This window comes from Azospirillum argentinense (assembly GCF_000632475.1).
Taxonomy (GTDB): domain Bacteria; phylum Pseudomonadota; class Alphaproteobacteria; order Azospirillales; family Azospirillaceae; genus Azospirillum; species Azospirillum baldaniorum.
Genome location: NZ_CP007795.1, coordinates 666,331 through 692,831 on the forward strand (window position 1 = coordinate 666,331; position 26,501 = coordinate 692,831).

The 26,501-nt window shown below is 70.0% G+C and carries 26 protein-coding genes; 9 read left to right on the forward strand and 17 right to left on the reverse strand.

Going from position 1 to position 26,501, the window contains the following annotated elements:
* Positions 1-5: 5 nt before the first annotated feature.
* The 8 genes from ABAZ39_RS25335 to ABAZ39_RS25370 form a co-directional block, all read right to left on the reverse strand.
* A complete protein-coding gene (locus tag ABAZ39_RS25335) occupies positions 6-1,613 on the reverse strand; it encodes an ABC transporter substrate-binding protein (RefSeq protein ID WP_040136757.1) in 1,608 nt (535 codons plus the stop codon).
* Between the two features lie 249 nt (positions 1,614-1,862).
* Entirely contained in the window at positions 1,863-2,573 is a 711-nt protein-coding gene (locus ABAZ39_RS25340; protein ID WP_247881746.1) for an RraA family protein, read from the reverse strand.
* 16 nt (positions 2,574-2,589) lie between these two features.
* A complete protein-coding gene (locus tag ABAZ39_RS33420; protein ID WP_051658525.1) occupies positions 2,590-3,687 on the reverse strand; it encodes a ketopantoate reductase family protein in 1,098 nt (365 codons plus the stop codon).
* Positions 3,684-5,288: an ABC transporter substrate-binding protein gene (locus tag ABAZ39_RS25350; protein WP_040136763.1), complete on the reverse strand. Its 1,605-nt coding sequence runs from the start codon at positions 5,286-5,288 to the stop codon at positions 3,684-3,686. Before ABAZ39_RS25350 ends, ABAZ39_RS33420 begins: the two co-directional genes overlap by 4 nt.
* The gene (locus ABAZ39_RS25355; RefSeq protein ID WP_063922721.1) at positions 5,285-6,286 is read right to left on the reverse strand and encodes an ABC transporter ATP-binding protein; all 1,002 of its coding nucleotides are present in this window, start codon (positions 6,284-6,286) and stop codon (positions 5,285-5,287) included. The genes ABAZ39_RS25350 and ABAZ39_RS25355 overlap by 4 nt, the downstream gene beginning before the upstream one ends.
* Entirely contained in the window at positions 6,280-7,155 is an 876-nt protein-coding gene (locus ABAZ39_RS25360; protein ID WP_081863317.1) for an ABC transporter ATP-binding protein, read from the reverse strand. The genes ABAZ39_RS25355 and ABAZ39_RS25360 overlap by 7 nt, the downstream gene beginning before the upstream one ends.
* On the reverse strand, positions 7,152-7,982 hold the full coding sequence (locus ABAZ39_RS25365; RefSeq protein ID WP_247881747.1) for an ABC transporter permease: 831 nt from the start codon (positions 7,980-7,982) through the stop codon (positions 7,152-7,154). The genes ABAZ39_RS25360 and ABAZ39_RS25365 overlap by 4 nt, the downstream gene beginning before the upstream one ends.
* Complete coding sequence (locus tag ABAZ39_RS25370; RefSeq protein WP_040136767.1) at positions 7,979-8,956, reverse strand: ABC transporter permease; 978 nt, start codon at positions 8,954-8,956, stop codon at positions 7,979-7,981. The genes ABAZ39_RS25365 and ABAZ39_RS25370 overlap by 4 nt, the downstream gene beginning before the upstream one ends.
* Positions 8,957-9,229: 273 nt before the next feature.
* Between ABAZ39_RS25370 and ABAZ39_RS25375 the strand changes: the two genes are divergently transcribed.
* Genes ABAZ39_RS25375 through ABAZ39_RS25410 form a run of 8 tightly spaced genes read left to right on the forward strand, consistent with a single transcriptional unit; the run spans position 9,230 to position 16,513 of the window.
* Positions 9,230-10,423 carry a mandelate racemase/muconate lactonizing enzyme family protein gene (locus ABAZ39_RS25375; RefSeq protein ID WP_040136769.1) on the forward strand — a complete coding sequence of 398 codons (1,194 nt, stop codon included), beginning with the start codon at positions 9,230-9,232 and terminating at the stop codon, positions 10,421-10,423.
* A 24-nt stretch (positions 10,424-10,447) separates the two neighbouring features.
* Entirely contained in the window at positions 10,448-11,122 is a 675-nt protein-coding gene (locus ABAZ39_RS25380; protein WP_040136771.1) for a 4-carboxy-4-hydroxy-2-oxoadipate aldolase/oxaloacetate decarboxylase, read from the forward strand.
* A gap of 17 nt (positions 11,123-11,139) precedes the next feature.
* The gene (locus ABAZ39_RS25385; RefSeq protein ID WP_040136774.1) at positions 11,140-11,739 is read left to right on the forward strand and encodes a peroxidase-related enzyme; all 600 of its coding nucleotides are present in this window, start codon (positions 11,140-11,142) and stop codon (positions 11,737-11,739) included.
* 19 nt (positions 11,740-11,758) lie between these two features.
* Positions 11,759-12,775, forward strand: a complete 1,017-nt coding sequence (locus tag ABAZ39_RS25390) for a Bug family tripartite tricarboxylate transporter substrate binding protein (RefSeq protein ID WP_040136776.1) — start codon at positions 11,759-11,761, stop codon at positions 12,773-12,775.
* An 8-nt stretch (positions 12,776-12,783) separates the two neighbouring features.
* A complete protein-coding gene (locus tag ABAZ39_RS25395) occupies positions 12,784-13,566 on the forward strand; it encodes an RraA family protein (RefSeq protein ID WP_051658527.1) in 783 nt (260 codons plus the stop codon).
* A gap of 5 nt (positions 13,567-13,571) precedes the next feature.
* A complete protein-coding gene (locus tag ABAZ39_RS25400; RefSeq protein ID WP_247881748.1) occupies positions 13,572-14,549 on the forward strand; it encodes an NAD(P)-dependent oxidoreductase in 978 nt (325 codons plus the stop codon).
* Positions 14,524-14,991 carry a tripartite tricarboxylate transporter TctB family protein gene (locus ABAZ39_RS25405; protein ID WP_014242386.1) on the forward strand — a complete coding sequence of 156 codons (468 nt, stop codon included), beginning with the start codon at positions 14,524-14,526 and terminating at the stop codon, positions 14,989-14,991. Before ABAZ39_RS25400 ends, ABAZ39_RS25405 begins: the two co-directional genes overlap by 26 nt.
* Before the next feature lie 22 nt (positions 14,992-15,013).
* Positions 15,014-16,513, forward strand: coding sequence for a tripartite tricarboxylate transporter permease (locus tag ABAZ39_RS25410; RefSeq protein WP_040137283.1), 1,500 nt, complete (start codon positions 15,014-15,016; stop codon positions 16,511-16,513).
* A 39-nt stretch (positions 16,514-16,552) separates the two neighbouring features.
* Here ABAZ39_RS25410 and ABAZ39_RS25415 read toward each other — a convergent pair whose 3' ends face one another.
* Genes ABAZ39_RS25415 through ABAZ39_RS25430 form a run of 4 tightly spaced genes read right to left on the reverse strand, consistent with a single transcriptional unit; the run spans position 16,553 to position 20,154 of the window.
* On the reverse strand, positions 16,553-17,461 hold the full coding sequence (locus ABAZ39_RS25415; protein WP_040136778.1) for a TauD/TfdA dioxygenase family protein: 909 nt from the start codon (positions 17,459-17,461) through the stop codon (positions 16,553-16,555).
* A 10-nt stretch (positions 17,462-17,471) separates the two neighbouring features.
* Complete coding sequence (locus tag ABAZ39_RS25420) at positions 17,472-18,305, reverse strand: ABC transporter ATP-binding protein (protein ID WP_081863318.1); 834 nt, start codon at positions 18,303-18,305, stop codon at positions 17,472-17,474.
* Between the two features lie 5 nt (positions 18,306-18,310).
* On the reverse strand, positions 18,311-19,177 hold the full coding sequence (locus tag ABAZ39_RS25425; RefSeq protein ID WP_081863319.1) for an ABC transporter permease: 867 nt from the start codon (positions 19,175-19,177) through the stop codon (positions 18,311-18,313).
* Positions 19,174-20,154, reverse strand: coding sequence for an aliphatic sulfonate ABC transporter substrate-binding protein (locus tag ABAZ39_RS25430; RefSeq protein WP_040136780.1), 981 nt, complete (start codon positions 20,152-20,154; stop codon positions 19,174-19,176). Before ABAZ39_RS25430 ends, ABAZ39_RS25425 begins: the two co-directional genes overlap by 4 nt.
* A 303-nt stretch (positions 20,155-20,457) precedes the next feature.
* Between ABAZ39_RS25430 and ABAZ39_RS25435 the strand changes: the two genes are divergently transcribed.
* Positions 20,458-21,327: a TauD/TfdA dioxygenase family protein gene (locus tag ABAZ39_RS25435; RefSeq protein WP_051658529.1), complete on the forward strand. Its 870-nt coding sequence runs from the start codon at positions 20,458-20,460 to the stop codon at positions 21,325-21,327.
* 232 nt (positions 21,328-21,559) lie between these two features.
* Here the strand turns inward: ABAZ39_RS25435 and ABAZ39_RS25440 are convergent, their stop codons facing one another.
* Genes ABAZ39_RS25440 through ABAZ39_RS25460 form a run of 5 tightly spaced genes read right to left on the reverse strand, consistent with a single transcriptional unit; the run spans position 21,560 to position 26,430 of the window.
* Positions 21,560-22,849, reverse strand: a complete 1,290-nt coding sequence (locus ABAZ39_RS25440) for a TRAP transporter large permease (protein WP_040136782.1) — start codon at positions 22,847-22,849, stop codon at positions 21,560-21,562.
* Entirely contained in the window at positions 22,846-23,370 is a 525-nt protein-coding gene (locus ABAZ39_RS25445; protein ID WP_040136784.1) for a TRAP transporter small permease, read from the reverse strand. Before ABAZ39_RS25445 ends, ABAZ39_RS25440 begins: the two co-directional genes overlap by 4 nt.
* A gap of 8 nt (positions 23,371-23,378) precedes the next feature.
* On the reverse strand, positions 23,379-24,416 hold the full coding sequence (locus tag ABAZ39_RS25450) for a DctP family TRAP transporter solute-binding subunit (protein ID WP_040136788.1): 1,038 nt from the start codon (positions 24,414-24,416) through the stop codon (positions 23,379-23,381).
* 29 nt (positions 24,417-24,445) lie between these two features.
* Positions 24,446-25,429, reverse strand: a complete 984-nt coding sequence (locus ABAZ39_RS25455; protein ID WP_040136790.1) for an alpha-ketoacid dehydrogenase subunit beta — start codon at positions 25,427-25,429, stop codon at positions 24,446-24,448.
* Entirely contained in the window at positions 25,426-26,430 is a 1,005-nt protein-coding gene (locus ABAZ39_RS25460; RefSeq protein WP_051658530.1) for a thiamine pyrophosphate-dependent dehydrogenase E1 component subunit alpha, read from the reverse strand. The genes ABAZ39_RS25455 and ABAZ39_RS25460 overlap by 4 nt, the downstream gene beginning before the upstream one ends.
* Positions 26,431-26,501 lie beyond the last annotated feature (71 nt).

Below are 26,501 nucleotides of genomic sequence, written 5' to 3' on the forward strand. Positions count from 1 at the left end.
ATTCCTCAGACCGGCTCGGCGAAGACGGCGTTGGTGTGACCGAAGGCGTTGCCGGGAACGAAGCGCACGTAGCCCTTGCGCCCCGCCCAGTTGAAGCGCGGGTAGAAGACCGGGATGACCCCCACGTCCTCCTCCAGCGCGGCCAGCGCGTCGCGGATGCGGGCGACCCGCCGGTCGGCGTCGAAGTCGCCGAGCGCCGCCAGCAGCGGCGCGTCCAGCTTGGGGTTCGAATAGCGCTGGCGGTTGAAGGGACCGGCCCCGGTGTCCTGGTCCTTGGTCAGCACCACCTGCCGCAGCAGCTCCGCGCTGTTGGTGGTGGCGTAGGTGGTCAGGAACAGGGCGAATTCCCGGTTGGTGGCGCGGGAGAAGAAGGTGGCGATGGGCAGCGTCTCCACCTTGGTCTCCACACCGATGCGCGAGAAGCCCTGGGCGATGGCCTGGAGCACCGCGACGTCGCCGGTGAAGAAACCGCTCGGCCCGTGGATGGTCAGCCCGAAGCCCTCGGGGTAGCCGGCCTCCGCCAGCAGCCGTTTGGCGCGGGCGACGTCCACCGCGATGGGTGCGCGGTTGGGCAGCCGGTCCGGGGCGGGCGGCGGGGCGAACTGGTCGGCGGGCGTGCCCTGGCCGAGCAGCAACCGTTCCACGATGCCCTTGCGGTCGATGGCCAGCGACAGCGCCTGACGCACCCGCACGTCCTTCAGCGGGTTGCGGTCCAGCGGCCGGCCGGCGCGGTCGGTGACGAAGGGCGCCTGGTCGCGGCTGGCGTCGGGGAACAGATAGGCGCTGGTGGCGCTGGCGACGCTGAAGATCTCCACCTTTTTGTCGGCGGTCAGGTGAGCCACGTCCTGCACCGGCACGCCGTCGATCAGGTCGAGGTCGCCCGACAGCAGCCCGGCGACGCGCGCTCCGGCGTCGGGGATGAAGCGGGTGCGGATGCGGCTCCAGCCCGGCGTCCGGCCCCAATAGGCGGGGTTGGGCTCCAGCTCGATCTGCTGGCCGACGGTGAAGCCGGCGTAGCGGAAGGCCCCGGTGCCGACGGCCAGCTTGCCCGACGTGAAGTCTGCCGTCTCGGCGCCCGCGTGGATCTTGCGCGACAGGATGTAGAGGTTCGTGAAGTCGCGGTCGAGGAAGGGGTTCGGCGTCTTGCTGCGGATGCGGAAGCTGCGGTCGTCGATCACCTCCACCGCCGCGACGTTGCGCACGTAGGGCACAAAGGAGCCCGGGCTGTTCGGGACGTTGGGCACCCGCTCGATGGTGTAGGCGATGTCGTCCGGCGTCAGCGGCGTGCCGTCGTGGAAGCGGATTCCCGGGCGCAGTTTGAATTCCCAGGTGGTCTCGTCCAGCGCCCGCCAGGATTCGGCCAGAAGGGGGCGCAGCGTTCCCGTCGCGTCCTCCGTCACCAGCGGGTCGAAGATCTGCCGCAGCGTCTGGTTGTTGGTCGGCGACTGGTAGAAATGGGGGTCCAGCGAGTTCGGGGCCGAGATCGCCCCGATGGAGAGCGGGCGGGAGCCGGAGGAGGCCGCGGGGTTGCTCTGGGCGAAGGCGGCGGTGCGGGTGAAGGCGGCGGCGGGCACCAGCCCGGCCATCGCACCCAGGAAGGTACGGCGATCCATGAATCTCTCCACGGCAGGGGTGACGGGGCCACCGGTGGCGCCCAATCACCAGATTATTTCGCTAAATCATTTTTATTCATCCTATTTGCTTGTTGAGTTCACGCAATCGTCCAAAATTGAACAGCGTTTGTGCTCCGATGAACAAGCGCATGCAGGCGTCGGGGGCAGGAATCGCGGCGCGCCGGACAGGGCGGGCAGGCCCCGTTCCGACGCGCAACGTCCTTTCGCCGTCTCGCTCCCTGCCCGTCCTCACACCGGAACGATGTCGGCCCCGCTTTCGGTGAAGGCCAGCCGGTAGCCGCTCTTCGCCAGAATACCGGCGCCGAACAGGTCCCAGGTCGTGGCGCCCCCGGCACGGAACCGGCTGCGGAACTCCTCCTCCTTCGCCTCCTTTTCGCGCGAGACGCGGGCGACCTCGTCGAGATCGGCCAGCGGGATCACCACCACGCCGTCGTCGTCGCCGATGATCAGGTCACCGGGTTCGACCCGGATTCCCCCCACCTCGACCGCCTGGGCGAGCGGGCCGAGCCGCGCCTTGTCGCCGCGCGACCGCAGGCTGACTCCGCGCGCGAAGACCGGAAGGTCCAGCTTGCGCAGCTCCGCGGCGTCGCGGACGGCGCCATCGATCACCACGCCGCCCAGGCCGCGGGCGAGCGCCGCCGTGGCCATGGTGTCGCCGAAGGAGGCGCCGTCGACGAAGCCGCCCGCGGAATAGACGATCACGTCGCCGGGGCGGGCGAAGGAGATGGCCGCATGGGCGGTCAGGTTGTCGCCCGGCTGCCCCTGCGCGGGAAAGGCCGGCCCCAGGATGCGGAAGCCGGGCCGCAGCGGCTTGATGACGGAATCGAGAGCGCCGCGCCGGCCTTGCGCCTCGTGCGCGGTGGCGGCGGTCACCCCTTGGAAGGCCGCGATCTGGTCCGGGGTGGGGCGGGGAAAGTCGAAGTCGGGTCGGCTGGTCATGCTCTGTCGGTCCTTCTCAATCATCGCCTTCGGTCGTGGTGGCGCCGAAGGGGTCCAGTTGGAAAAAGGCAGGGTCCGGACGCGCCGCCCCGCTCTCGATGCGGCGCACGGCGTCGCGCACCCGCCGGTTCGCCCAAGCGTCGACGCCGGTGTCCTCAGCGCGGGCGAGGACCGGTCCGTAAATCTCCTCGACCTCGGTCCGCCGCCCCTTGAGGATGTCCTGACCCATGGAGGGACGCTGCCCGGCGGCCTTGCCGGAGACGGCGGAGGCCGTCAGCGCGCTCTCCACCTCGGCCAGCGCCGCGCGATCGCCTTCCGCCGCACGGGCGAACAGGGCGGCGGGCGTGCCGCCGATCCCTTCCAGCCGCAGGCCGAGACGCTCGCCGATCAGGACAGCCTCCCCGGCCAGCCGGATGCCGAAGCGGCGCAGCAGCGGGTCGCGGTCCATCGCGTCGATCGACAGGCCGGTTGCCGCGGACAGGCCGTTGCGCATGGCGTTGGCCGCCAGCTTCGACCAGCGCTCGCCGGTCAGGTTGCCGGTCACCGTCACGGAATCCACCTTGGCGACGAGAGCGCGCAGCGCTTCGATGCGCGGCGTCGTCCGCCCGTCGGGCTCGCCGATCCGGAAGACCGGAATGCCCGGACTGCCGCGGGACACCCGCCGCAGGATGCGTCCGGCGCGGTCGAGTTCGACCCCGATGCGCGCCGCGATCAGCCCGACGACGCGGTCCCCGCCGACAACCTCCGCGATCACCGGCTCGTTCAGGCCGTTCTGGGCCGAGACGACAAATCCGCCGGGGGCCAGCCGGGGGCGGAGCAGCTCCGCCACCCGCCGGGAGTCCCAGGACTTGACGGCGACGATGGCGACGTCGATGGGGCCGAGGTCGGCCAGCCGGTCTTCCGGCAGGATCGGGACGCGCACGGTCTCGTTCTCCTCCGGCCGCGCGCCGGTGATGGCGAGGCCGGAGCGGGCGACCGCCGCCACATGCTCCGCCCAGCCGTCGACCAGGGTCGCGTCCTCGCCCTCCGCGAACAGGCGGGCGCCGATGTAGCCGCCGACCGCGCCGGCCCCCAGCACCGCGATGCGGGGACGTGGCGGGACGGTCGCCGTCACGCCCCGCCCTCCAGCCACAGGTTCTTCAGCGAGGAGAAGGCGGCGTCGGGCCGGTCCTCCAGCCCCTTGACCCGGCGGCTGTGCAGCGTGACGCGCTCCAGCTCGAACAGCGGGATGTTCGGCAGGTCGGTCATGGCGATGCGCTGCCAGGCGTGGAACGCCTCCGTCCGCTTGGCCGGATCGGATTCGCGCAGCGCCGTCTCGATCACCGCGTCCAGCTCGGGGTTGGAATACTGGGCGCCGTTGGTGTTCGGCACGCCCGGCGCGATGGAGCTGGTGGCGTAGAGCCGGTAGAGCCCCAGCGACGGGTCGATCATCGCCGAGAACTGGCCGGAGCGGGTGTCGTAGTCGTAGTTGGTGTAGACCCGCTTGTAATAGGTCGGCAGGTCGGCGGCGCGCAGCTTCAGGTCGATGCCCACCGCCTTCAGGTTCTGGCGCAGGAATTCCGCGGTGTTCTGCTGGGATTCGGTGTCGTTGGAATAGTCGTGCCACAGCGCGAAGCGGACGCCGTCGGCGCCGCGCCTGTATCCCGCCTCGTCGAGCAGCCGTTCCGCCGCCGCGGGGTCGAAGGGATAGCCGGCCACATCCTTGGTGTAAGCTTTCTGGTAATGCGGGATCGGGCCGGTCGCCGGGGTGCCGAAGCCGTACCACGCGGCCTCGATCAGCCCCTTGCGGTCGATGGCGTGGGCAATGGCCCGGCGGACCCGCACATCGCCGGTGATCTTGGATTTGACGTTGAATTCGAAGGTGAAGAAGGGCGACAGCCACTGGTAGCCGGCGGTGGTCAGCGCCAGCTCGGGGTTGGCGCGCAGGCGGGCCGCGTCGGCCAGCGGGATCGGGTCGAAGGGGCCGTAGACCACCTCCCCGGTTTCGAAGGCCGCGGCGCGCGACGCGGCGTCGGGGATGATGCGGAAGATCAGGCGGTCCACGTGGGGCTTGCCGGCGTCCCAGTAGGTGGGATTGCGCTCGAAGGCGATGTACTCGCCGCGCTTCCACTCCACGAAACGAAAGGGGCCGGTGCCGACCGGGTTGATGTTGCGCGGGTTGGTCCGGGGGTCGGTGTTCTCGTAGAGGTGGGCGGGAAGCACCTGCGATTCCGCGGCGGACAGCGCGTTCAGGATGATCGCCGAGGGGCGGGACAGGCGCAGGACCGCCGTCGATGCGTCCGGCGTCTCCACCGCCGTCACGTCGCCGAAGGTGGTGCGCCCGCGCGGGTGGTGCTTCTTCCACAGCTCCAGCACGCTGTAGGCCACGTCCCGGGAGGTGAAGGGCGTCCCGTCGTGCCAGGTGACGCCCTTGCGCAGGTGGAAGGTGATCGACAGCTTGTCGGACGACACCTCGAACCGCTCCGCCAGGGCGGGGATCGGGTTCATCTGCTGATCGTAGCTCAGCAGCCCGTCATAGATGTTGGGCGACACCACGTTGACGCTGAAGTGGTTGTTGACGGTGTTGGTGAGGATCGGGGGTTCCGGGTTGATGACCGCGATCAGCGTCCCCCCCTTCACCGGCCCCGCCGCGGCTAAGGCGCGCCCCGCCCCGACGGCGAGGACGGAGGCCCCAAGGGTCAGGGCGAGGAAGGAACGGCGTTCGATGGGGATCACGGAAGTCTCCTCAGGGGACGAAGGGTGTTGGCTTCGGTCGGATTCGTTTCGGCCGATGGCGTCGGGGCCAGATGGCAGGCGACGCGGCGGCCGTCGGCGGCGTCACGCAGGGCGGGCACCTCGCGCCGGCAGCGCTCGACGGCAAGCGGACAGCGGGTGTGGAAGGCGCAGCCCGGCGGCGGGGCGAAGGGGCTGGGCAACTCGCCCGCCAGGACGGTCCTGGTCGCGGCGCGTCCCGCGTCCGGGTGGGCGGCGGGGGCCGCGGCCATCAACGCGCGGGTGTAGGGATGGGCAGGCTTGTCCACCACGTCGGACCAGTCGCCGATCTCGACCACCCGCCCGAGATACATCACGGCCACCCGGTCGGCCATGTGGCGGATGACGCCGATGTCGTGGCCGATGAACAGGTAGGCCAGCCCGTGCCGCTCCTGGAGATCGACCAGCAGGTTCAGCACTTGGGCCTGCAGGGACACGTCGAGCGCCGAGACCGGCTCGTCGAGGACGACGAAATCGGGCCGGGGCGCGATGGCGCGGGCGATGGCCACGCGTTGCCTCTGCCCACCGGAGAGCTGGTGCGGGAAGCGGTCGGCCAGCGCGCGGGCCAACCCCACGTCGTCCATCAGCGCCACCACCCGCCGCGCCCGCTCCGCCGCGTCGCGGACGGTGGGCAGCAGCGGTTCGGCGATGGCCCGCGCCACCGTATAGCGGGGGTCGAGCGAGGCGGCGGGGTCCTGGAAGACCATCTGGACCCTGGCGGTGAAGGGCGCCGCCGCCCTCCCCGTCAGCCGCGTCACGTCGGTTCCGTCGAGGAGGATGCGGCCCGACGCCGGGGCGGTCAGGCGCATCACCGCCCGCGCCAGCGTGGATTTCCCGCAGCCGGACTCCCCGACCAGCCCCAGCGTCTCGCCGCGCCGCAGGGTGAGGTCCACCCCGTCCACCGCGTGGACGGTGCCGTTCCGCGTCCGGTGGGTAACGTGGAGCTTTTCGATGGTCAGCACGCGCCGCCCCCTTCCCCGGAGATCACAAAAGGCACCGAGGTGTCGGCGAGGCGCGGCCGGGGTCCCCCGCGCGTCCGGCGTCCCGGCCGCGCGGCCAGCAGGGCGCGGCCGTAGGGGTGGCGGGGACCATCGAAGAAATCGCGGACGCCGCGGTCCTCCAACAGCCGCCCGTCGCGCATCAGCAGGACGCGGTCCGCCGCTTCGGCCACCACGCCCAGGTCGTGGGTGATGAGCAGAAGCGCCATGCCGAGTTCGTCCTTCAGGCGGATGAGAAGCTGGAGGATCTGCGCCTGGATGGTGACGTCGAGCGCTGTCGTCGGCTCGTCGGCGACCAGCGCGACCGGCGACGCGGCGAGCGCCAGGGCGATCACAACCCGCTGGCGCATCCCGCCCGACAGGCGGTGCGGGTATTCGGAGAAGCGGCGCCCCGGTTCGGGGATGCGCACCAGATCGAGCAGCTCCAGCGCGCGGGCGGCGGCGGCGCGGGCACCGGTCCTCCCGTCGGCGCGCACCGCCTCGACGATCTGGTCGCCGATGGTCAGGACGGGGTTGAGCGCCGCCTGCGGGTCCTGGAAGACCATCGACACCGCGGGATGCCCGGCCAGGCGCCTCTCACGGGGCGTCCGGCCGAGGATGTCCGCGCCGGCCAGGGTCACGCGGCCGGTGATCCGCGCCTCCGGCGGGGCCAGCCCGGCGATGGACAGGCCGGTGACCGTCTTGCCGCTGCCGCTTTCCCCGACCAGCGCCGTCACCTCGCCCGCCGCCATGGTGAAGGAGAGGCCGTCCACCGCCCTGGCTCCCGCGAAGGCGATCGACAGGTCGCGCACCGCGATCAGCGGTTCGGCCGCCAACGGCTCACCCGGAGTCATCGCACGGCCTCCCGCGGGTCGAGCCGCTCCGACAGGCCGTTGCCCAGCAGGGTGAAGGCCATCACCGTGGCGAAGATGGCGAGGCCGGGCAGCGCCATCAGGTACCACAGCGTGCGCAGCAGAGGCCGCGCGTTGCCGATCATCGCCCCCCAGGACACGAGGTTCGGGTCGCCGAGGCCGAGGAAGGCCAACGCCGCCTCCACCAGAACGGCGTGGGCGACCACCGCGGCGATCATCGCCACCACCGGGGCGATGCCGTTGGGCAGCACATGGTTCAGCAGGATGTGGCCGTGGCCCAGCCCCATCGTCCGCGCCGCCAGCACCCAGTCGGCGTTGCGTATCCGCAGCACCTCCGCCCGCGTCAACCGGGCGATCTCCGGCCAGGAGGTCAGGCCGATGGCGAGCATCACGCTGCCGATGGACGGCGCCAGCACGGCGACCAGGACCATGGACAACAGGAAAGACGGCAGCGTCTGGACATAGTCGCACAGCCGCGACAGCAGATGGTCCGCCACCCCGCCGAAATAGCCCGCCACGGCGCCCAGCCCGACGCCGATCAGCGTCGCCACCGCGGCAGCCCCGACGCCGACCGCCAGCGACACCCGCGCCCCGAACAGGAGCTGCGCCGCCACGTCCCGCCCGAGCTGGTCGGTGCCGAGCGGGAAGGCGCCGTCGGTCAGCGGCCACAGACCACGCGGCCCGACCATCGCCATGGGATCGCCCGGCCGCAGCAGGCCGGCCGCCGCCGCCAGCAGGGCGAGGAGCGCCACGCAGAGCACCCCCAGCCGCAACGTGGAAGGCGTGGAAAAGGAGAACCGTGCGCTCACGCCGTCACCTCGATCCGTGGGTCGAGCGCGGCATAGGAGACGTCGACGAGGATGCCCATGACGATCACCAGAAGCGAATTGCAGAGGAAGAGGCTGAGCAGCAGGTTCACGTCGCGGTCGGCCACCGCCTCGAAGGCAAGGCGGCCCAGGCCGGGCCAGGAGAACACCGTCTCCACCACCACCGCCCCGCCCAGCATCGAGCCGAGCTTCAGGCCACTCAGAGTCACCACGGGAAGCAGCGCGTTGCGCAGGATGTGCCGCAGGGTCACCCGCGTTTCGGAAATGCCCTTGGCCCGCGCGGTGCGCACGAAGTCCAGCCGGCTCGTCTCGATCACCGCGGCCCGCGTGACCCGCGCGTAGAGCGCGGCGTAGCCCAGCCCCAGCGTGGCGGCGGGAAGCACGAGATGGGCCGCGACGTCCACCGCGTGCGGCCAGCCGACGCCCGGCGCGCCCACCGTGGCGTAACCGCCGATGGGCAGCCAGCGCAGCTGGACGGCGAACAGCACGATCCCGACAAGCCCGATCCAGAAGGACGGCACGGCGAAGATCAGGGAGGACAGGACGGACACCGCCCGGTCGAAGCGGCCCCCCGGACGGCGCCCGGCCAGGACCCCCGCCGCCACGCCGACGGCCACCGCCGCCAGAACCGCCACGGTGACGAGCAGCGCCGTCGCCGGCAACCGCTCCAGCACGAGGTCGGCGATGGGCCGGTTGTAGCGGAAGGAGAAGCCCAGATCGAACCGCAGGAGCTGGGACAGATAGGCCTGGAACTGGTCGAGGGCCGAGCGGTCGAGCCCGAACCGCGCGCGCAGGTCGGCCATCTGCTCCGCCGTGGCGATCCCGCTTTCACCGGCCATCACATCGACCAGATCGCCGGGGACCGCCTTCAGCAGCAGGAAGTTCACGACGATCATGACGACGACCATCGGCGCGGCCGCGAGCGTCCGCCGCGCTGTGAAAGCGAATAACGTCATGGTTGCAGCTCTGGGGTGCTTTTGCACATTTCAACGATTGGAAAATCGGACGAAGCGATCATCGCTTGATTTGTAATTTACCTCTTGATTCCTACTCTGTCTATAGGCAATAGTCTGTTCGCGGTACAGGGCGAGCTTGTTGTTTCCTCGTCCAGAGAAAAACCACCGCCTTTTCAGAAAAAGTCCGACAGCGCCCGCTGGCGGTCGAAGTCACCTCATTGACTGCGCGTGGCCGTTCCTTCGACGGCGGCGCTTCATACCCTGGGAGTTCTCATGAAGATCGCGAGGGTTGAGAGCTTTTTCTTCAATCCTGGCCGCGCCAAGAATCTTCTTTTCGTTCGCATCGAAACGGAGAGCGGGATTTACGGCTGGGGCGAGGGCTACGTCACCGCGGCCAAGGAAAAAGTCGTCGCCGCCTATGTGGACGCCATCGCACCGCTTCTGATCGGGCGCGAGATCTGGAACATCCGCCAGCTCGCCCAGACACTGCTCGACGATTTCTCGATCCGCCGGACCTCCGTCGACTTCCTGTGCGCGCTGAGCGCGGTCGAGATCGCGTCCTGGGACATCGTCGGCAAGCGCGCCGGCCTGCCGGTGCACAAGCTGCTGGGCGGCGCCGTCCGCGAGAAGATCCGGGTCTACGCCAACGGCTGGTGGTTCGGCGCGTCCTCCATCGACGACACCGCGAACCGCGCCGCCGCGGTGGTGGCGCAGGGCTACGACGCGCTGAAATGGGACCCGATCCCCGGCCCGTGGCGCAACTACGTCGATCCGAAGGACCTCGACCACGCCGTGGAGAATGTCCGCGCGGTGCGCGAGGCGGTCGGCCCGAACGTGGAACTGCTCATCGACGGCCACCGCCGCCTGTCGCCGAACCACGCGATCCGCCTGATCGAGCGCCTGCGCGAATTCGGCATCGCCTGGTACGAGGAGCCCTGCCCGCCGGAAAACCTGGACCTGACGGCGGAGGTGCGGCGCACGACCAACGTCCCCATCGTGTCGGGCGAAGCGCTCTACACCAAGGAGCAATATCTGCCGCTGTTCGAGAAGCGCGCCGCCGACATCATCAACCCGGACATCAGCGCCGTCGGCGGCATCCTCGCCATGCTCGACATCGCAGCATTGGCGCAGCCGCATTCCATCGCGGTCAGCCCGCACAACTTCAACAGCCCCATCGTCGGTCTGGCCGCGACGGTCCACCTGTCGGCGCTGGTCACCAACTTCACCATTGCCGAGCTGTTCGTGAACCTCGTCGAGCCGACGCGGGAGCTGGCCCTGCAGGGGCTGACCATCGCCGACGGCTACGTCGACATCCCCGAGACTCCGGGTCTCGGCGTCGATCTCGACGTCGAGGTGCTGCGCCGGCACCCCTATCAACCGCTGTCGGGCAAAGGGCTGCGCGACCACCGCGACGAGTTCCCCCGCCGCGGTCCCCCCTCCACCTTCAAAATCGCCGCGACCGCGTGACGCGGGCTTGGGAGCCATTCCGACATGACCAGCATCCGCACCGATTTCCCCCGCCCCACCCCCGAGCAGATCGCGGCCTTCGCGACGATCGGCGCCGCCACCGTTCATGAGGCGCTGGGCCGCCGCGGCGCCGTCGATTCGGCGATCAAGCCGATCTGGCCGGGCCTGCGCATCGTCGGGGCCGCCTTCCCGCTGAAGACGCAGCCGGGCGACAACCTGACCCTCCACGCCGCGATGAAGCTGGCCCGTCCGGGCGACGTCCTCGTGGTGGACGCCGGCGACTACACCGAGCAGGGCTCGTTCGGCGACGTGATGGCGACCTCCGCCCAGTCGCTGGGGCTCGCCGGTCTGGTGACCAACGGCGGCGTCCGCGACGCCGCGGCGATCCGCGACATCGGCTTCCCGATCTTCTCCCGCGCCATCTCTATCAAGGGGACGGTGAAGGCGACGCTGGGGCCGATCGCCCAGCCCATCGTCGTGGGCGGCGTCACGGTGCATCCGGGCGACCTGATCGTCGGCGACGATGACGGCCTCGTCGTCGTTCCGCTGGACGAGGTCGAGGCCGTCCTGACGGCCTCCCGCGCCCGGCTGGAGAAGGAGGAGCGGCTGCGCGCCGACCTTCAGAGCGGCAAGACCACCTGGGACATCGGCAACTACGACGCGCTCCTGGCCCAGACCGGCCAGAGCCTGCAAGCGTGAACAGGAGGAGCAGAACGATGCCTGTGAAGAAGACGACGGCTGCCGCCCCCGCCGCCGAGAGCGTGTCCTGGCTGCGCCTGCCGGCGCCGCCCCAGGACGACCGCACCGACGCCCTGTTCGAGCATTCGGTGTCCGTCCGCGGCTACATCCGCAACACCCAATCGGTGCTGGCGCACATCCCGGCGCTGGTCCTGGCGCAGGAAGCGCTCAGCCGGTCGGTGACCGTCGATTTCACGGACGGGCTGACGGGCCGCGAACGCGAGCTGATCGCGCTTGCCGTCAGCGTGCAGAACCGGTGCGAGCCCTGCGTCTGGGGGCACGCCGGCAAGCTGCGCGAGATCACCGGCGATCCCCGCTTCGTCGGGCTGGTGGAGGTGAACTACCGCCGCGCCGACCTGACGCCGCGCGAGCGGGCCATCGTCGATTACGCGGTGCTGATCACCGAGCGTCCCTGGACCATCGAACCGGCGGACCTCGACGGGCTGCGCGCGGCGGGCCTGTCGGAGCGGGAGATTTTGGAGGCCGCGGCCATCGCCGCCTACTTCAACTTCTCCAACCGGGTGAACAGCGCGCTGGGCGTCCATCCCAATCCCGAACCGTTCGACGCCAACCGCTGACGAAAGACGAAGGACGGCCATGTCCCGAGATCGGTTTCCCGCGCTTGACCGGCGCTCCTTCCTGACCGCTGCCCTGGCCGGCGCCGCCGCGACCACCCTGGCCGGGGTCGCCGCCCCGGCGGCCCGGGCCGCGGCACCCACGTCCTGGCCGACGCAGCCGGTGCGGCTGGTCGTTCCCTTCCCGCCCGGCGGTGGCACCGATCTGCTGGCCCGCGCGCTGGCCGACCGGCTGTCGAAGCTTTATCCGCAGCCCTTCGTGGTCGAGAACCGGCCCGGCGCCGGGGCGGCGGTCGGCACCGACTACGTCGCCAAGTCCACCGACGGCCACACCTTCCTGTTCGCCTCGTCGAACCATGTGACGGTGCCGGCTCTGTCCACGGCGGTGCGCTACGACATCTTCAAGGACTTCAAATCGGTGGTGCTGGTCGCCGATCAGGCCAGCGTGCTCGCCGTCGATCCGGAGCTGCCCGGCAAGGACACCGCCGAAGTCCTCGCCCACATCAAGGCCAACCCCGGCAAATACAATTACGGCACGGCGGGCATCGGGTCGGGCCAGCATCTCAGCACCGCCTTCCTCCAGCAGCTCACCGGAATCGACATCGTCCATGTGCCGCTGAAGGGCCAGGGAGAAATCATCTCGGAACTGCTGGGCAAGCGCATCCAGGCCGGATTCCTGGTGCTGTCCACGGCCCTGCCCTACTTCCGTTCCGGCCAGATCCGGCCCCTGGCCGTGGCGCTGCCGGAGCGCAGCCCCTTCGCGCCGGAGATCCCGACCTTCGGCGAAGGCGGATTGAAGGACTTCGTCGCCCGCTCCTGGCTCGGCCTGCTGGCACCGTCGGCGACGCCGACGGCGGTCGTGGACCGGCTGCACGCCGACATCGTGGGCTTCGCCAAGGACAAGGACTATGTCGCCATCACCGAAAAGGCGGGGATGGCCCTGGTCAACGAGGGACCCGCGGCCTTCGACGCGGAGATCGCCGCCGGCTACGCGCAGTGGAAGCAGGTGATCCAGACCGCCGGCATCAAGCCGAGCTGAGGGGAGCGATGACCGATCCGAAAATCGCCGAGGAGCTGGCCGCCTATTCCGACCGGCTGCTCGGCCTGCTCGACCCCGCCATCGTCCGCCGTGTCGCCATCGACCGGCCCGACGCCGCGATCATCGAGCGTTATCTCGCCTTGCCCGACCTGACCTCCCAGGTCGCCGACATCCTCGACGGGCTGGGCTACGACAGCGCGGTTCCCCGGCGGCGCCTGCCGCCGCTGGAGGGGGGACGGCGCGTGGCGGGTCCCGCCGTCACGGCGCGGCAGATTCCGGCGGCGCGCGCGCCGGGATACTCCATCGCCTCCGGCCACCGGCCGAAGGGCGGCGGCATCGACCAGATCACCCTGACCCGGCGCGGCGACGTCTTCGTCATCGACGCCGGCGGGGTGGCCGAGGCGTCGAGCTTCGGCGGCATCCTGGCCACGGCGTCGATCGCCGCCGGTCTGGCCGGCATCGTCGTCGACGGCGCGGTGCGCGACAGCGCCAGCATCAAGGCGGGCGGCCTCGCCGTCTGGTCGGCGGGCGTCACGCCGCGCACCGGCAAGCACCGGCTGGAGCTGGCGGAGTTCAACGGGCCGGTCACCATCGCCGGCGTCCAGGTTCATCCCGGCGATCTGGTGCTGGGCGACGACGACGGGCTGCTCTTCGTGCCCGCCGCGCTGATCCTGGAGGTCATCGAACGGGCGGAGGCGGCGGCCAGCCAGGAAAGCGCGCTTCTCGGCGCCCTCTCCTCCGGCGGATCGGCGCGCGAGGCCGCGGCGATCCTGCACCCCAGCAAATGGTGAACGGCATGGCCACCCCCAGCACTCCCATCCCCCGCATCGGCATCCCCCGCATCGGGATCATCGGCTTCGGCGAGGTGGGGTCGAGCTTCGCGCGGGGCCTGATCGCCGCCGGGGCGGGCGACATCGTCGCCTACGACGTGCCGCCCGGCCCGACTGAGCGCCGCCTCGCCCTGCGCCGGGCGGACGAATTGGAACTCGCCCTCGCCTTCGATCCGGCGGCGCTCGCCGACCGGGACATCCTCATCTCCAGCGTGACGCAGGACGCGGCGGACAACGCCGCCTCCACGGTGGCTCCGCACGTCGCGGCGGACGCGATCTACGCCGACGTGAATTCACTGTCGCCGGAGGTGAAGGCCGCGGTCGGCAGGCGGCTGGACGCCGTTCCCGGACGCTTCGCCCCCGGACGCTTCGTGGACGTGGCGATCATGGGCGCGCCGGCGTCCGACCTGCACCGCGTGCCGCTTCTGGCGGCGGGCGGGAGGGCGGAGGAACTGGCCGCGAGGCTGGCCCCCTTCGGGACCGCAATCCGCGTCGTCGGGCCGGAGCCGGGCCGGGCGGCGGCGGTGAAGATCCTGCGCAGCATCCTCACCAAAGGGCTGGAAACCCTGCTGGTCGAGGCGCTGACCGCCGCGCGGCGCCACGATGTGGAAGCGGAGGTTCTGGGCGGCTTCCTGGAGTTGTTCGACCGGCGCCCCGCGCTCGACTTCGTCGAATTCCTGGTGCGCTCCGACACGGTCCATTCCGGGCGCCGCGCGCTGGAGGCCGCGCAGTCGGCGGACACCGTCGCCGCGGTCGGGCTGGAGCCGGCGATGAGTCGCGCGGTGGCGGCCCGCCTGTCGCAGCTCGCCGGCCTCGGTCTCAAGGAACGCCTGGGCGGGGTGCCGCCCGCAACCCTGTCCGACGCGGTGACCCTGTTCGACGAGGCGCTCGGGCGCCGGCATCCCGCGGAGCGGCGACATGGCATCGAACATCCGCAGAACTGAGGAGCTGGCCTCCGGCCTCGCGCTGGCCGCCCTGGGCGCGGCGGCCGGCGCCTTCATCGTCGCCAGCTACCCTCTGGGAACGGCGCGCCAGCTCGGCCCGGGGGCGATGCCCGCCCTGGTGGCGCTGATCCTCGTCCTGCTGGGCGGCGTCATCGCCGTCCGGGGCCTGTGGGAACAGGGCCACGGCGGGGGGATCGACCTGCGCTCCGCGCTGCGGCCCGCCGGGCTGATCCTGGGAGCCATCCTGCTGTTCGGCGGGCTGGTGGACACGCTGGGCGTGGTTCCGGCCAGCGCCGTCGCGGTGATCGGCTCAGGGCTGGCCAGCCGCCGGACGCGCAAGCGGGAGATCGCCGCGCTGGCGGCGGTTCTCGCCGTCGCGGTGCCGGCCCTGTTCGTCGGGATTCTCGGCATGCCGCTGAAGATCTGGCCGACGCTGCAATGAGAGAGGATCGACCGGCGTCATGATGGATTCGCTCGGGGGGATCGCGCACGGGCTGTCGATCGCGGCCTCTCCCGCCAACCTGCTGTATTGCTTCGCCGGGGCGCTGCTCGGCACCTTCGTGGGCGTCCTGCCCGGGGTGGGGCCGCTGCTGACCATCGCGCTCCTGCTGCCCTTCACCTTCTCGCTGGAGCCGACCGGCGCGCTGATCATGCTGGCCGGCATCTATTACGGCGCCCAGTATGGCGGGTCGACCACGTCGATCCTGCTCAACATGCCGGGAGAGACCTCGTCGGTGGTGACCTGCATCGACGGGCATGCCATGGCGCGCCAGGGGCGCGGCGGTCCGGCCCTGGCGGTCGCCGCCATCGGCTCCTTCATCGCGGGCACGCTGTCGACCGGGATCGTCGCCTTCTTCGCGCCGGTCCTGGCCGGCGTCGCCATCCGCTTCGGTCCGGCCGACTATTTCTCGCTGATGGTCCTCGGGCTGGTCGGGGCCATCGTTCTGGCGCAGGGGTCCTTCGTCAAGGCGCTGGCGATGATCGTCCTCGGGCTGCTCTTCGGCCTCGTCGGAACCGACGTCAACAGCGGGGAGCAGCGCCTGACCTTCGGCATCCAGGCCCTGGCCGACGGCATCGGCTTCGTCCCGGTGGCGCTGGGCGTCTTCGGCATCGGCGAGATCATCCGCATCCTGATCGGGCAGGAGCGCGACGGCGGGCAGGTCATCCCGCACGGCTCGCTGATGCCGAGCCGGCAGGATCTGCGCGATTCCTCCGGCGCCATCGCGCGGGGATCGGTGATCGGATCGGCGCTGGGGCTGCTGCCCGGCGGCGGCGCGGCGCTGGCCGCCTTCGCCTCCTACACCGTGGAAAAGAAGCTGGCGCGCGACCCCTCGCGCTTCGGGCGCGGCGCCATCGAGGGGGTGGCGGGGCCGGAATCGGCCAACAACGCGGCGGCGCAGACCTCCTTCATTCCGCTGCTCACCCTCGGGCTGCCGTCCAACGCGGTCATGGCGCTGATGATCGGCGCGCTGATGCTGCACGGCATCACCCCCGGCCCCCGCATCATGCAGGCCGAGCCGGACCTGTTCTGGGGCGTGGTCGCCAGCATGTGGATCGGCAACGCCATGCTGATCGTGCTGAACCTGCCGCTGGTCGGGCTGTGGGTGCGGCTGCTGCGCGTGCCATACCGCTTCCTCTACCCGACCATCGTGCTGGTCAGCTGCGTCGGCGTCTATGGCGTGTCGAACAGCGCGTTCGACCTCGTGACGACGGCCGTCTTCGGGCTTCTCGGCTGGGTCCTGCAGGCCCTGCGCTTCGAGCCGGCGCCGCTGCTCCTGGGATTCGTGCTGGGGCCGATGATGGAGGAGAATCTGCGGCGCGCCATGATCCTGTCGCGCGGCGATCCGACCGTCTTCCTGCGCGAACCGATCAGCCTCGCGCTGCTGGTCCTGACCGGCCTGCTGCTGGCCGCCATCATCCTCCCCACCGTCCGCCGGAACCGCGAGCGCGTGTTCGCGGAATGACCGGCGGGCGGCATGGGCGCGCCCCTGGAGTCAGGGAAGTCAGGGCTGCGGTGCCGAGCCGATGAAGGCCGAGGCGCGCTCGCCCCACCGCTCATGCGGGTAGTAGTCCCAGACGGCATGGTGCTGGGTGGCCCAGTTGTCCCAGAAGACCAGAGAATTGGGGCGCCAGTGGATGCGCGTCTGGAAGGCCAGGTTCTTTTCGATGTGGCGGAACAGCAGACCCAGGACGGCGTCGCTCTCGGTGCGCGTCAGCTGGACGATGTGGCTGGTGAAGGCCTCGTTGACGAACAGGTACTTGCGCCCGGTCAGATGATGGCGCGCCACCACCGGATGCTCGGTGGACGGAAAGGTCTGACCCGGCTGCGGCGTGGCGCCGTAGCCCGCCGTCCAGGCCTTGCCGCCGTCATGAACCGCGGTCAGGCCGTCGAGCAGCGCCTTGACCTTCTCCGACAGCGAGTCGTAGGCGAGATACATGTTGGCGAAGGCGGTGTCGCCACCGATCTCCGGCTGCCGGGTGACCCGCAGGAAGGAGCCCCAGATGGGTTCGGGATCGCAGGTCACGTCGGAATGCCACGCGTCGCCGGCGGTGTAGCGGGCTTCGGGGCCGGTGCGCCAGGCCAGGATCTCCGGATCGTGGTCGTTCGACGACAGTTGCCGGGCGCCCCCCAGCACATGGCGGTGCAGCGTGCCAAAGTGGCGGGCGAAGCGCTTGTGGTCCTCCGCGGTGATCTCCTGGTCGCGGAACACCAGCACCAGATGGTCGGCGATGGCCTTGCGGATGTCGGCCAATTGGGCGTCGCTCAGCGGTTTGGACAGGTCCACGCCCTCGACCTCGGCGCCCAGGATGGGCGACAGCGGGCGCACCGCGATGCTGTCGTAGCTCGGCCGTTCGCGGCGGCTCCAGTCGGCGATGGCGGTCTTATCATGGAAGTCGCGATAGAAGCTCATGATTCTCCTCTCAGATTTCATAGGCGAACGGAAGCTCCGCCGCGGTGAAGAACTCGCGGTGGATTTCCTTGCGCAAAGCGATGAAGTCGGGGCTCGACCGGTCGCGCGGGCGCGGCAGCCGGACCGGCAGCCTCTTGCGGATGGTGCCGGGCCGCGACGACATGACCACCACCTCGTCGCCGAGGAAGACGGCCTCGTCGATGTCATGGGTGACGAGAATCATGGTCGTGCGCTGCGCCTCCCAGATGCGCAGGATTTCCTGCTGCATCTGGATCCGGGTCAGGGCGTCCAGCGCGCCGAACGGCTCGTCCAGCAGCAGCACCCGCGGCTGGTTGACGAGCGCGCGGGCGATGGCGACGCGCTGGGCCATGCCGCCGGAGAGCTGGTGCGGGTGGGCCTTGGCAAAGCTTTCCAGCCCGACCAGTTCCAGATGCTCCCGCACCCGCCGGGCGACCTCCGCCCTGGGCAGGTTCTTCAGCCCGAAGGCGATGTTCTGCTCGACCGTCAGCCAGGGCAGCAGGCGGTGCTCCTGGAAGATCACCCCGCGGTCGAGGCCGGGACCGCCGATTGGCCGCCCGTCGAGCGTGACGGACCCGTCATAGCTGGTCTCCAGACCGGCGATGATGCGCAGAAGCGTGCTCTTGCCGCAGCCGGAACTGCCGACGATGCTGACGAAGCTCCCGCCCGGAACGTCGAGCCGGATGTCGCTGAGCGCCTGGACCGTTTCGGTCCTGAGCGGGCCGGTCTTCAGCGTGAAGGTCTTGGACAGCGGGCCGATGCGCAGGCTGGCGGCCCGGTCGGCGGCCCGATCGGCGCCCGCCTTGCGGGCAGCGGTGGCAACCATGGCGGTCAGCTCCCCGAGAAGGTGGATTTCCAGGTGATCAGGCGGCGTTCGGCGGCGCGCAGCACGACGTCGAGCAGCTTGCCCATGGCGCCGATGGTGATCATGCCCACCAGAACCTGATCGGTCTGGCTCATCTGCCGGGCGTCCATGATGAGGTAGCCGAGGCCCGACGAGGCGGCGATCAGCTCGGCGGCGACCACGCAGATCCAGGCCACCATCAGCCCGACGCGCAGGCCGGTCATGATGTTTGGCAGCGCCCCCGGCAGGACGACCTGGAGAATGAAGCGGCGGCGTGAGACCTCCAGCACGCGCGCCAGTTCGACATGGCGGTGGTCGGTCTGGCGGATGCCGTCGATGGTGTTGACGAGGATGGGAAAGATGGCGCCGAGGAAGATGATGTAGACCTTCCCCGCCTCGCCGATGCCGAACCACAGGATGGCCAGCGGAATCCAGGCGATCGGCGGGATCGGCTTGGTCAACTGGATGATCAGGTCGGTCAGCCGGTCCAGCGTCCGCGACAGGCCGATCCCGATGCCCAGCGGCAGGCCGACCAGAGCGGCGATGGCGAACCCCTCCAGCACGCGCAGCAGGCTGACGCCGAGATGGCGGAACAGGTCGCCGCTGGCCGCCAGATCGACGAAGGCCTTGCCCACCCTGGTCGGCGGCGGCAGCAGGATGGGGCGGATGTAGCCCAGCTCGAACGCCGCCTGCCACGCCGCCAGCAACGCCACGGGAAGCGCCACATACAGCGCCGCCCGCCCCAGGACACCCGGCAGGACGCCGGCCAGGGCGCCCAGGCGGGAGCGCGCGGCCCCCGCCGTCAGCCCGGCCCGCTGCGCGGAAGGCGCATCGGAAGCCAGTTCGGCGCTCATTTCAGCCCCGCCTCGTCCGCCGGCTTGCGGTTGAAGAAGGCGTCCACGTCCACCGCGGACTTGATCAGGCCGTGGGCGCGCATGAACTGCTCGGTCTTCTTGACCTCGGCCACGTCGTCGTCGTGGATGGCCGGGTCGTAGTTCATCCGCTGCAGGACCTGGACCAGCAGGTCGGGGGCCAGATTGACGTCGCCGCTGATGAGGTCGGCGGCCTCCTTGGGATTGGCGGTGATGAACTCCGAGGCGCGCTTGTACGCCGTCAGCAGCGCCTTCGCCTGCTCGGGCCGGTTCTTGAGGAAGCCGTTGTCGGCGACGATCAGCAGCAGCCCCTTCTTGATGCCGGTGCCGTCGGCCAGCACGCGGACCGCCTTCTGAGATTCGAAGCGGGTCAGGATCGGCTCCCACACCGCGCCGGCGTCGATGGTGCCGGCGACGATGGCCGGCGGGATCTCCGCCACCGGCAGGTTGATCAGCTCGACGTCGCTGAGCGTCAGGCCGCCCTGCTCCAGCACCAGCGCCAGCAGATGGTGGGCGTAGGACCCCTTGGTCACCGCCACCTTCCTGCCCTTCAGCTCCTTGGGCGAGGCGATGGGGGAGTCGCCGCCGACGACGACCGCCAGGCTCTTCGGACCGTCCGAGGTCAGGGCGATGGCGCTGGTGTCCAGCCCCGCCGCCTTGCCGACCAACGCCGGAGTGTCGCCGACGAAGCCCACATCCTGCTGCCCGGCGGCGAAGGATTCGTTGATCGGCGGACCGGCGGGGAAGAGCGACCATTTGACGGCGGCGTTCGGCGCCACCTTGGCCAACTCCTCGTCCAGCCACTTCTTCTGCTTGGCGACGAACAGGGGCGCATAGAGGGGAAAGGGCTGCGCGGCGATGCGCAGATCGTCGGCAGCGGCGGAGGTGGTGGCGGTTCCGGCCAGCCCGAGGCCGATGGCGGCCGCGACGGCCAAGGCGACAAATCTGGAAACGGCCATGGTCGATACCTCGCTTCATGCTCGGGTTTTGGGATCGGGGTTCGCTGGCCGGGTCGCGCGTCGCCGTTACCAGGATCCCCTTATTTCCCTATTCATATTGTGGTTGCTCCTATTTCATTTAACACACATTGGTGTCAAGTCACCCTGATGCCGACGCGGAATTTTTGTGTAATTTTTTCCGCTTGGAAGATAATTTCCTTGTTGATTGATCTATATCAACGAGCAAATCTTATTTGTCTACTCGGAATATGGATTATTTAAAGTGGGCACTCCGCCCCGCTGCCTTGGCCGAAGGACGATCCAATGACGACGAAATCCCCTCATGCCGATGGCTTCCGCCGCTTTACGCTGACGCCCTACAACCCCTTCATCGGTGCCGTGGTTGACGGAATCGACCTCAGGGAGACCACCGGTGAGGAGGTTCGTGCCGACCTGCGCCGGGCACTGGCCGAGTATGGCGTGCTGTTCTTCCGCGGCCAGACGCTGAGCCCGGAGCGGCAGGTCGATGTCGCCCGGATTTTCGGCGATCCCGACAAGGCCAAAGCCTATTTCAAGCGCCACGACTCGAACCGGCTCGTCGAACTGATCGAGTTCAAGCCGGGGCAGCCGGGGTACGGCACCGATCAATGGCACTCCGACATCACCTTTTCCGCCAACCCGCCCACCGGCACGGTCCTGCACGCGCGCGACGTGCCGTCCGTCGGCGGCGACACCGCCTGGGCCAGCGGAACCTACGTCTACGATCGCCTCGATCCGGCCTTGCGCGCCTATCTGGAAACGCTGGAGGCGGTGCACAGCATCGAGCACAGCGGCTGGCCCGAGTGGTTCCGCACCCAGCCCAACGGCGAAGAGCTGTACCGTCAGGCCCGCGCCGAGCATCTGCCGGTGGTGCACAAGGTCGTCCAGACCCATCCGGTCACGGGCCGCAAGCTGGTCTATGTCAGCCCGAACTTCACCCTGCGCATCCGCGGTCTGTCGCGCCAGCAGAGCGACGCGCTGCTGACCTTCCTGTTCGGGCTGTTCGAGAAGCCCGAAGCCCAGGCGCGCTGGCGCTGGCGGAACGGTGACGTGGCGATCTGGGACAACCGCGCCACCGTCCATTACGCGGTGACCGACTACACCGAGTACCGCCTGCTCCACCGGGTCACCTTCGGCGAGGACACGGCGTTCTGAGCGGAGTCCCGGCTTGCCCGACCTGGAAAGAACGAAAAACTTGTGTGGCTATCGGTCACGGTTTGGCAAACCCAGGAGCGCGCGGACGCCCTCCTGGGCATAGGCGACCGCCGTCGCCTTGCCGTTGCCTCAGCCGGGGGCGGAGGAACCCGCGCCGAACACCCCGGCCCCAAACATCAGCGCCACCTTGCCGGCCAGACACCCGGCCTTCGCTTCGCTCATGATGCGCGTCTCACTCGTAGCCCAGCGTGTGGGGAATCCACAGGGCGAGCTGCGGCAGGGCGGCGACCAGGGCCAGCGCCACGAACATCGCCAGGATCAGCCAGCCGACCCAGCGCACCGTCGCTTCCATGGTGGTGCCGGCGATCTTGCAGGTGACCATCAGGTTTACGGCCATCGGCGGCGTGAACTGGCCGATGGCCAGCTTCATCGTCAGGATCACGCCGAACCACACCAGATCCCACTGGAAGTGGTTGGCGATGGGCACCAGGATCGGCAGCAGGATCAGGAAGGTGGACACCCCGTCCAGAAACATCCCGATGACCACCAACACCGCAATCAACAGCGCCAGCACGCCGTACTCGCCGATCCCCAGCGCCAGGATGCCCCGCGCCACCGGGTCGATGATGCCGAGCGTCGCGGTCGCCCAGGCGAAGACGCCGGCCAACGCCACCACCGTCAGGATCACTCCCGACACCTCCCCCGCCTCGACCAGCAGGCCGTAGAGGTCGCCCAGGGTCAGGGTGCGGTAGACGAAGAATCCGACGAACAGGCCGTAGGCAGCGGCCACCACCGCCGCCTCGGTCGGGGTGAACAGCCCGCCGCGCAGCCCGCCGAGGATGACCACCGGGGCCATCAGCCCCCACACCGCCTCGCGGAAGGCGGGCCAGAGCGGTGGGCGCGTCTCGCCGTCCCGCGCCGTCTCGCCGAAGCCGTGGCGGCGCGACAGCCAGACCGCCGGAACGATCAGCGCCAGACCAGCCAGGATGCCCGGCACGATCCCGGCGGCGAACAGGGCCGGAACCGACGCCTGCGGCACCAGGATGCTGTAGACGATGAAGGCGATGGACGGCGGGATCAGGATGTCGGTCGCCGCCGCCGCGCCGATGACGCTGGCCGTGAAGGCGCGGGGATAGCCCTCCTTCAGCATGGCCGCGGTCATCACCGCACCGACCGCGGCGGAGGTCGCCGGGCCGGAGCCGGAGATGCCGCCCATGAACATCGCGACGACGATGGCGACCGCCGGCAGTGCCCCCTGTCGCTTGCCGACCACCGCCAGCGCGAAGGCGACCAGCCGCGCCGCCACCCCCGACCGTTCGAAGATCAGCCCGGTCAGGACGAACATCGGAATGGCGAGAAGCGGGTACTTCGCCACCCCGGTGTAGACCGTGGTGGACAGCGACAGGAAGCCCGACCCCTCCAGCGCGATCGCAACCGCCCCGGCGAGCGCCAGCCCCACCCCGATGGGCACGCCGAGAAACAGCAGCAGGAAGAAGCCGGCGAACAGCAGCAGTGGGATCATGGCTCGCCGGCCCCCGCCCGCAGGATGTCCGGCCGTCGGATCACCCGCACCGCCCGCCCGAGCGCCCGCAGCGCGACCACCGCCGACAGCAGCGGAAGCCACAGCGTGTAGAGCCATTGCGGCACGCCGAGACCGGGCGAGGAAATCTCGAACCGGTACTCGTCGATGGTCATCAGCGTGCCCAGCACGACCAGCGCCCCGAACACCAGGGCCGTGACGCCCAGCGCCAGCAGTTCCGCCCGCAACCGCCCGCGCGGCCCGAACCGGTCGATCAGGAAACCGATGCGGATGTGATGGTCGCGCGCCACCGCCACCGAGGCACCCAGCAGGGTCATCACCACCATCAGGACGATGGCGTATTCCTCCGTGAAGGCCAGCGAGACGTTGGTGGTGTAGCGCGTCACCACGTTGGCGAAGGTGATCAGCCCCATCACCGCGATGGCGGCAGCGGCCAGCGCCTCTTCGATCGCAAGAGGGACGCGGGGCTTATCCGGACTAGAATCGGCGTTGGGTTCGGCCATGGCGGGTCTCAGCGGCTCTTCGCCACGGCCTCTTCGGCCTTGCGCACGAGGTCGGCGCCAACCGTCTGCGTCCATTTCTCGTAGACCGGGCGGGTCGCCTTGCGGAAGGCCTCCACATCGGTCTGCTCCGTCGTCACCACCTGCACCCCGTGGGCGGCCAGAGCGGTCAGGGCGGAGCGGTCCTCGGCGGTCAGCCCCTGGCGCGACAAAGCGGTGAATTCGGCGGCGGCCTGCACCGCCGCTTCGCGGACGAGGGCGCGGTCCTCCGGCGTCCAGCTCTCCCACACCTCCTTGTTGGCGATGAACAGCCCGGCGTCGGCGATGTAGTTCCACAGCGTCAGATGCTTCTGGTTCAGGCCGTAGAGCTTGGCGGCGAGGAACAGGCTGACCGGATTCTCCTGCCCGTCCACGGCGCCGGTGGACAGGGCGGGTTGCAGGTCGGCGAAGGTCATCTGGGTCGGGTTGGCGCCCAGCGCGGTGAAGATGTCGTTGAAGATGGGCGACCCGACGACGCGGACCTTCAGCCCCTTCAGGTCGTCCGGCGTGCGCACCGGTTTTTTCGAATTGGACAGGGCGCGGAACCCATTCTCACCCACGGCCAGCGGCACGACCTGCTTGGATTCCAGGATGCCGAACAGCGCCTTGCCCGGCTCGCCCTGGGCCACCGCGTCGAACGCCTTGCTGTCCGGGAACAGGAAGGGCAGCGAGAAGAGGTTGGCCTCCTTCACCGTCGGCGACAGGTTGATGGTGGAGTTCACCAGCAGGTCGATGGAGCCCTGGCGCAGCCCGGTGAACTCCCGCGTGTTGTCGCCGCCGACGAGGCTGGAGCCGGGATAGACCTTCACGGTGATGCGGCCCTTGGTCTTCTCGGTGACCAGATCGGCCCAGCGGTAGGCCCCCTCCGCGATGGGGATGGGGCGGCTGCCGACCACCGACAGCTTGTATTCGCTCTTGTACTCGGCGGCGTCAGCGGGCGCGGAGAGGACGGCCAGCGCGCCGAACAGGGTCAGCGCGGCGGCCAGCAGGGGGCGCGTTCTCGTCAGCATGAAGAGGAACTCCGAAGAGGGGAATGGGGTCAGGAGCGCCAGGAGACCAGACCGGCGGCCGCGGCGGCGACCGCCGGGGCGGTGATCCGGCTCGCCGGTTCCAGCGCCGGGGAATAGGGGACGGGGATGCGCGGGGCGCCCAGCCGGCGCACCGGCGCCTTCAGCGCGCCGAACAGCGCGTCGGCCACCGTCGCGGCGATCTCCGCGCCGAAGCCGGCCACCTCGACCGCCTCGTGCACCACCAGAAGCCGCCCGGTGCGGGCGACCGAATCCAGAACCGCGCCGCGGTCCCACGGCCACAGGCTGCGCAGGTCGAGGATGTCGAGCGACACGCCCTGCGCCTCGGCCAGGGTGGCGGCTTCCTCGGCGATGCGGACGCCGCCGGACCAAGTGACGACGGTCACGTCGCGGCCCTCACGCACGCGGCGGGCGACGCCGATCGGCACCTCCCAGTCACCGTCCAGCGGCACCTCGCCCTCCGCGGGCCACAGATCCTTGTGCTCCAGATGGACCACCGGGTCGTCGGAGCGGATGGCGGCGCGCAGCAGCCCGTAATTGTCGGCGGGCGTCGCCGGGGCCAGCACGACGAGGCCTGGGATGTGGATGTACCAGGACTCCAGCGACTGCGAATGCTGGGCGGCGGAGTTGCTCCACAGCCCGACCGGCTGGCGCACCACCAGCGGCACGCGGGCCTGCCCGCCGAACATGTAGCGCGCCTTGGCCGCCTGGTTGACCAGCTCGTCCACCGCGCAAAGCGCGAAGTCGGAGAAGCGCATCTCCACCACCGGACGGGTGCCGAGCAGGGCGGCGCCGACCGCACCGCCCATGATGGCGGCCTCGGAGATCGGCGTATCGACGACGCGGTTCGGCCCGAATTCGGCCTGGAGTCCTTGATATTGGCCGAACACGCCGCCCCGGCCGATGTCCTCGCCGAGCGTCCAGACGGCGGGGTCGGCGGCCAGCTCGTGGGCCAGGGCGAGGCGCGCCGCCTCGCGGTAGGTCAGGCGGCTCATTGCGGCGCTCCGATGTCCTGTACGTCGGTGAAGGCGGTGCGGATATCCGGCCAGGGGCTGTCCAGAGCCGTGGCAAGGGCGGCGGCCAGCGCCTCGCGCTCATGGCGCTCGACACGCTCCAGCGCATCCAGCGTCACGCCGAGTTCGGCCAGCGTGGCGGCGGCGCGGCGGATCGGGTCGTTGCCGGCGAGCTGCGCCTGCACCTCCGCCGCGTCGCGGTAGGTGGCCGGGTCGCTGGAGGTGTGGCCGCGGAAACGGTAGGTGCGGGCGTGCAGGAACCGCGGCCCGCCGCCCTCGCGCACGGCGCGGACGAGGGCCGCCGCCGCCGCGTCCACCGCCGCCAGTTCGTTGCCGTCCACCACGGTGACCGGGATGCCCAGGCTTTCCGCCCGCGCGCCGGGACCGCCGCCCGCCGACACGCTGCCGGTGCGGGTGGTGGCGCCATAGCCGTTGTCCTCGCAGACGAACAGCACCGGCAGCCGGAAGGCGGCGGCCCAGTTCAACGCCTCCAGGAAGGGGCCGCGGTTGGTGGCGCCGTCGCCGAAGAAGCAGACGGCGATCCGGTCCTCGCCCTTCAGCGCGATGGCGTGGGCGGCGCCGACCGCGATGGGCAGACCGGCGGCCACGACGCCGTTGGCGCCCAGCATGCCGACCGCGAAGTCGGCGATGTGCATCGATCCGCCCTTGCCGCCGCAGGTGCCTCCCGCGCGCCCGCACAGCTCGCGGAACATGGCCAGCGGGTCGGCGCCCTTGGCGATGGTATGGCCGTGGCCGCGGTGCGTGCTGGTCAGCACGTCGTCGGCACGCAGATTCGCCCCGACGGCGGCGGCGATGGCCTCCTGCCCGATGGACAGATGGATGTAGCCCGCCACCTGCCCGGCCTTGTGGGCCTCGTCGGCCAGCGTTTCGAAGACGCGAATCCGCTGCATCGTGGCGTACAGCCCCAGGAGCCGCTCTGCATCGGGTGCAGCGGCGTCCGAGGGCGAACTCGGTAGTGCCATGGGATGTCCGTGCCTTGATTATCTATTTCTATACTAGGTAAGTTGAGTTTATTCACACCCGCATATGCATT

Excerpts from the sequence above, each read along its gene's own strand:
- ABAZ39_RS25335 (WP_040136757.1), bottom strand. The coding sequence starts at position 1,613 with ATGGATCGCCGTACCTTCCTGGGTGCGATGGCCGGGCTGGTGCCCGCC.
- ABAZ39_RS25340 (WP_247881746.1), bottom strand. The coding sequence starts at position 2,573 with ATGACCAGCCGACCCGACTTCGACTTTCCCCGCCCCACCCCGGACCAG.
- ABAZ39_RS25360 (WP_081863317.1), bottom strand. The coding sequence starts at position 7,155 with ATGACTCCGGGTGAGCCGTTGGCGGCCGAACCGCTGATCGCGGTGCGC.
- ABAZ39_RS25370 (WP_040136767.1), bottom strand. The coding sequence starts at position 8,956 with ATGACGTTATTCGCTTTCACAGCGCGGCGGACGCTCGCGGCCGCGCCG.
- ABAZ39_RS25375 (WP_040136769.1), top strand. The coding sequence starts at position 9,230 with ATGAAGATCGCGAGGGTTGAGAGCTTTTTCTTCAATCCTGGCCGCGCC.
- ABAZ39_RS25380 (WP_040136771.1), top strand. The coding sequence starts at position 10,448 with ATGACCAGCATCCGCACCGATTTCCCCCGCCCCACCCCCGAGCAGATC.
- ABAZ39_RS25385 (WP_040136774.1), top strand. The coding sequence starts at position 11,140 with ATGCCTGTGAAGAAGACGACGGCTGCCGCCCCCGCCGCCGAGAGCGTG.
- ABAZ39_RS25390 (WP_040136776.1), top strand. The coding sequence starts at position 11,759 with ATGTCCCGAGATCGGTTTCCCGCGCTTGACCGGCGCTCCTTCCTGACC.
- ABAZ39_RS25395 (WP_051658527.1), top strand. The coding sequence starts at position 12,784 with ATGACCGATCCGAAAATCGCCGAGGAGCTGGCCGCCTATTCCGACCGG.
- ABAZ39_RS25400 (WP_247881748.1), top strand. The coding sequence starts at position 13,572 with ATGGCCACCCCCAGCACTCCCATCCCCCGCATCGGCATCCCCCGCATC.
- ABAZ39_RS25405 (WP_014242386.1), top strand. The coding sequence starts at position 14,524 with ATGGCATCGAACATCCGCAGAACTGAGGAGCTGGCCTCCGGCCTCGCG.
- ABAZ39_RS25410 (WP_040137283.1), top strand. The coding sequence starts at position 15,014 with ATGGATTCGCTCGGGGGGATCGCGCACGGGCTGTCGATCGCGGCCTCT.
- ABAZ39_RS25415 (WP_040136778.1), bottom strand. The coding sequence starts at position 17,461 with ATGAGCTTCTATCGCGACTTCCATGATAAGACCGCCATCGCCGACTGG.
- ABAZ39_RS25420 (WP_081863318.1), bottom strand. The coding sequence starts at position 18,305 with ATGGTTGCCACCGCTGCCCGCAAGGCGGGCGCCGATCGGGCCGCCGAC.
- ABAZ39_RS25425 (WP_081863319.1), bottom strand. The coding sequence starts at position 19,177 with ATGAGCGCCGAACTGGCTTCCGATGCGCCTTCCGCGCAGCGGGCCGGG.
- ABAZ39_RS25430 (WP_040136780.1), bottom strand. The coding sequence starts at position 20,154 with ATGGCCGTTTCCAGATTTGTCGCCTTGGCCGTCGCGGCCGCCATCGGC.
- ABAZ39_RS25435 (WP_051658529.1), top strand. The coding sequence starts at position 20,458 with ATGACGACGAAATCCCCTCATGCCGATGGCTTCCGCCGCTTTACGCTG.
- ABAZ39_RS25440 (WP_040136782.1), bottom strand. The coding sequence starts at position 22,849 with ATGATCCCACTGCTGCTGTTCGCCGGCTTCTTCCTGCTGCTGTTTCTC.
- ABAZ39_RS25445 (WP_040136784.1), bottom strand. The coding sequence starts at position 23,370 with ATGGCCGAACCCAACGCCGATTCTAGTCCGGATAAGCCCCGCGTCCCT.
- ABAZ39_RS25450 (WP_040136788.1), bottom strand. The coding sequence starts at position 24,416 with ATGCTGACGAGAACGCGCCCCCTGCTGGCCGCCGCGCTGACCCTGTTC.
- ABAZ39_RS25455 (WP_040136790.1), bottom strand. The coding sequence starts at position 25,429 with ATGAGCCGCCTGACCTACCGCGAGGCGGCGCGCCTCGCCCTGGCCCAC.
- ABAZ39_RS25460 (WP_051658530.1), bottom strand. The coding sequence starts at position 26,430 with ATGGCACTACCGAGTTCGCCCTCGGACGCCGCTGCACCCGATGCAGAG.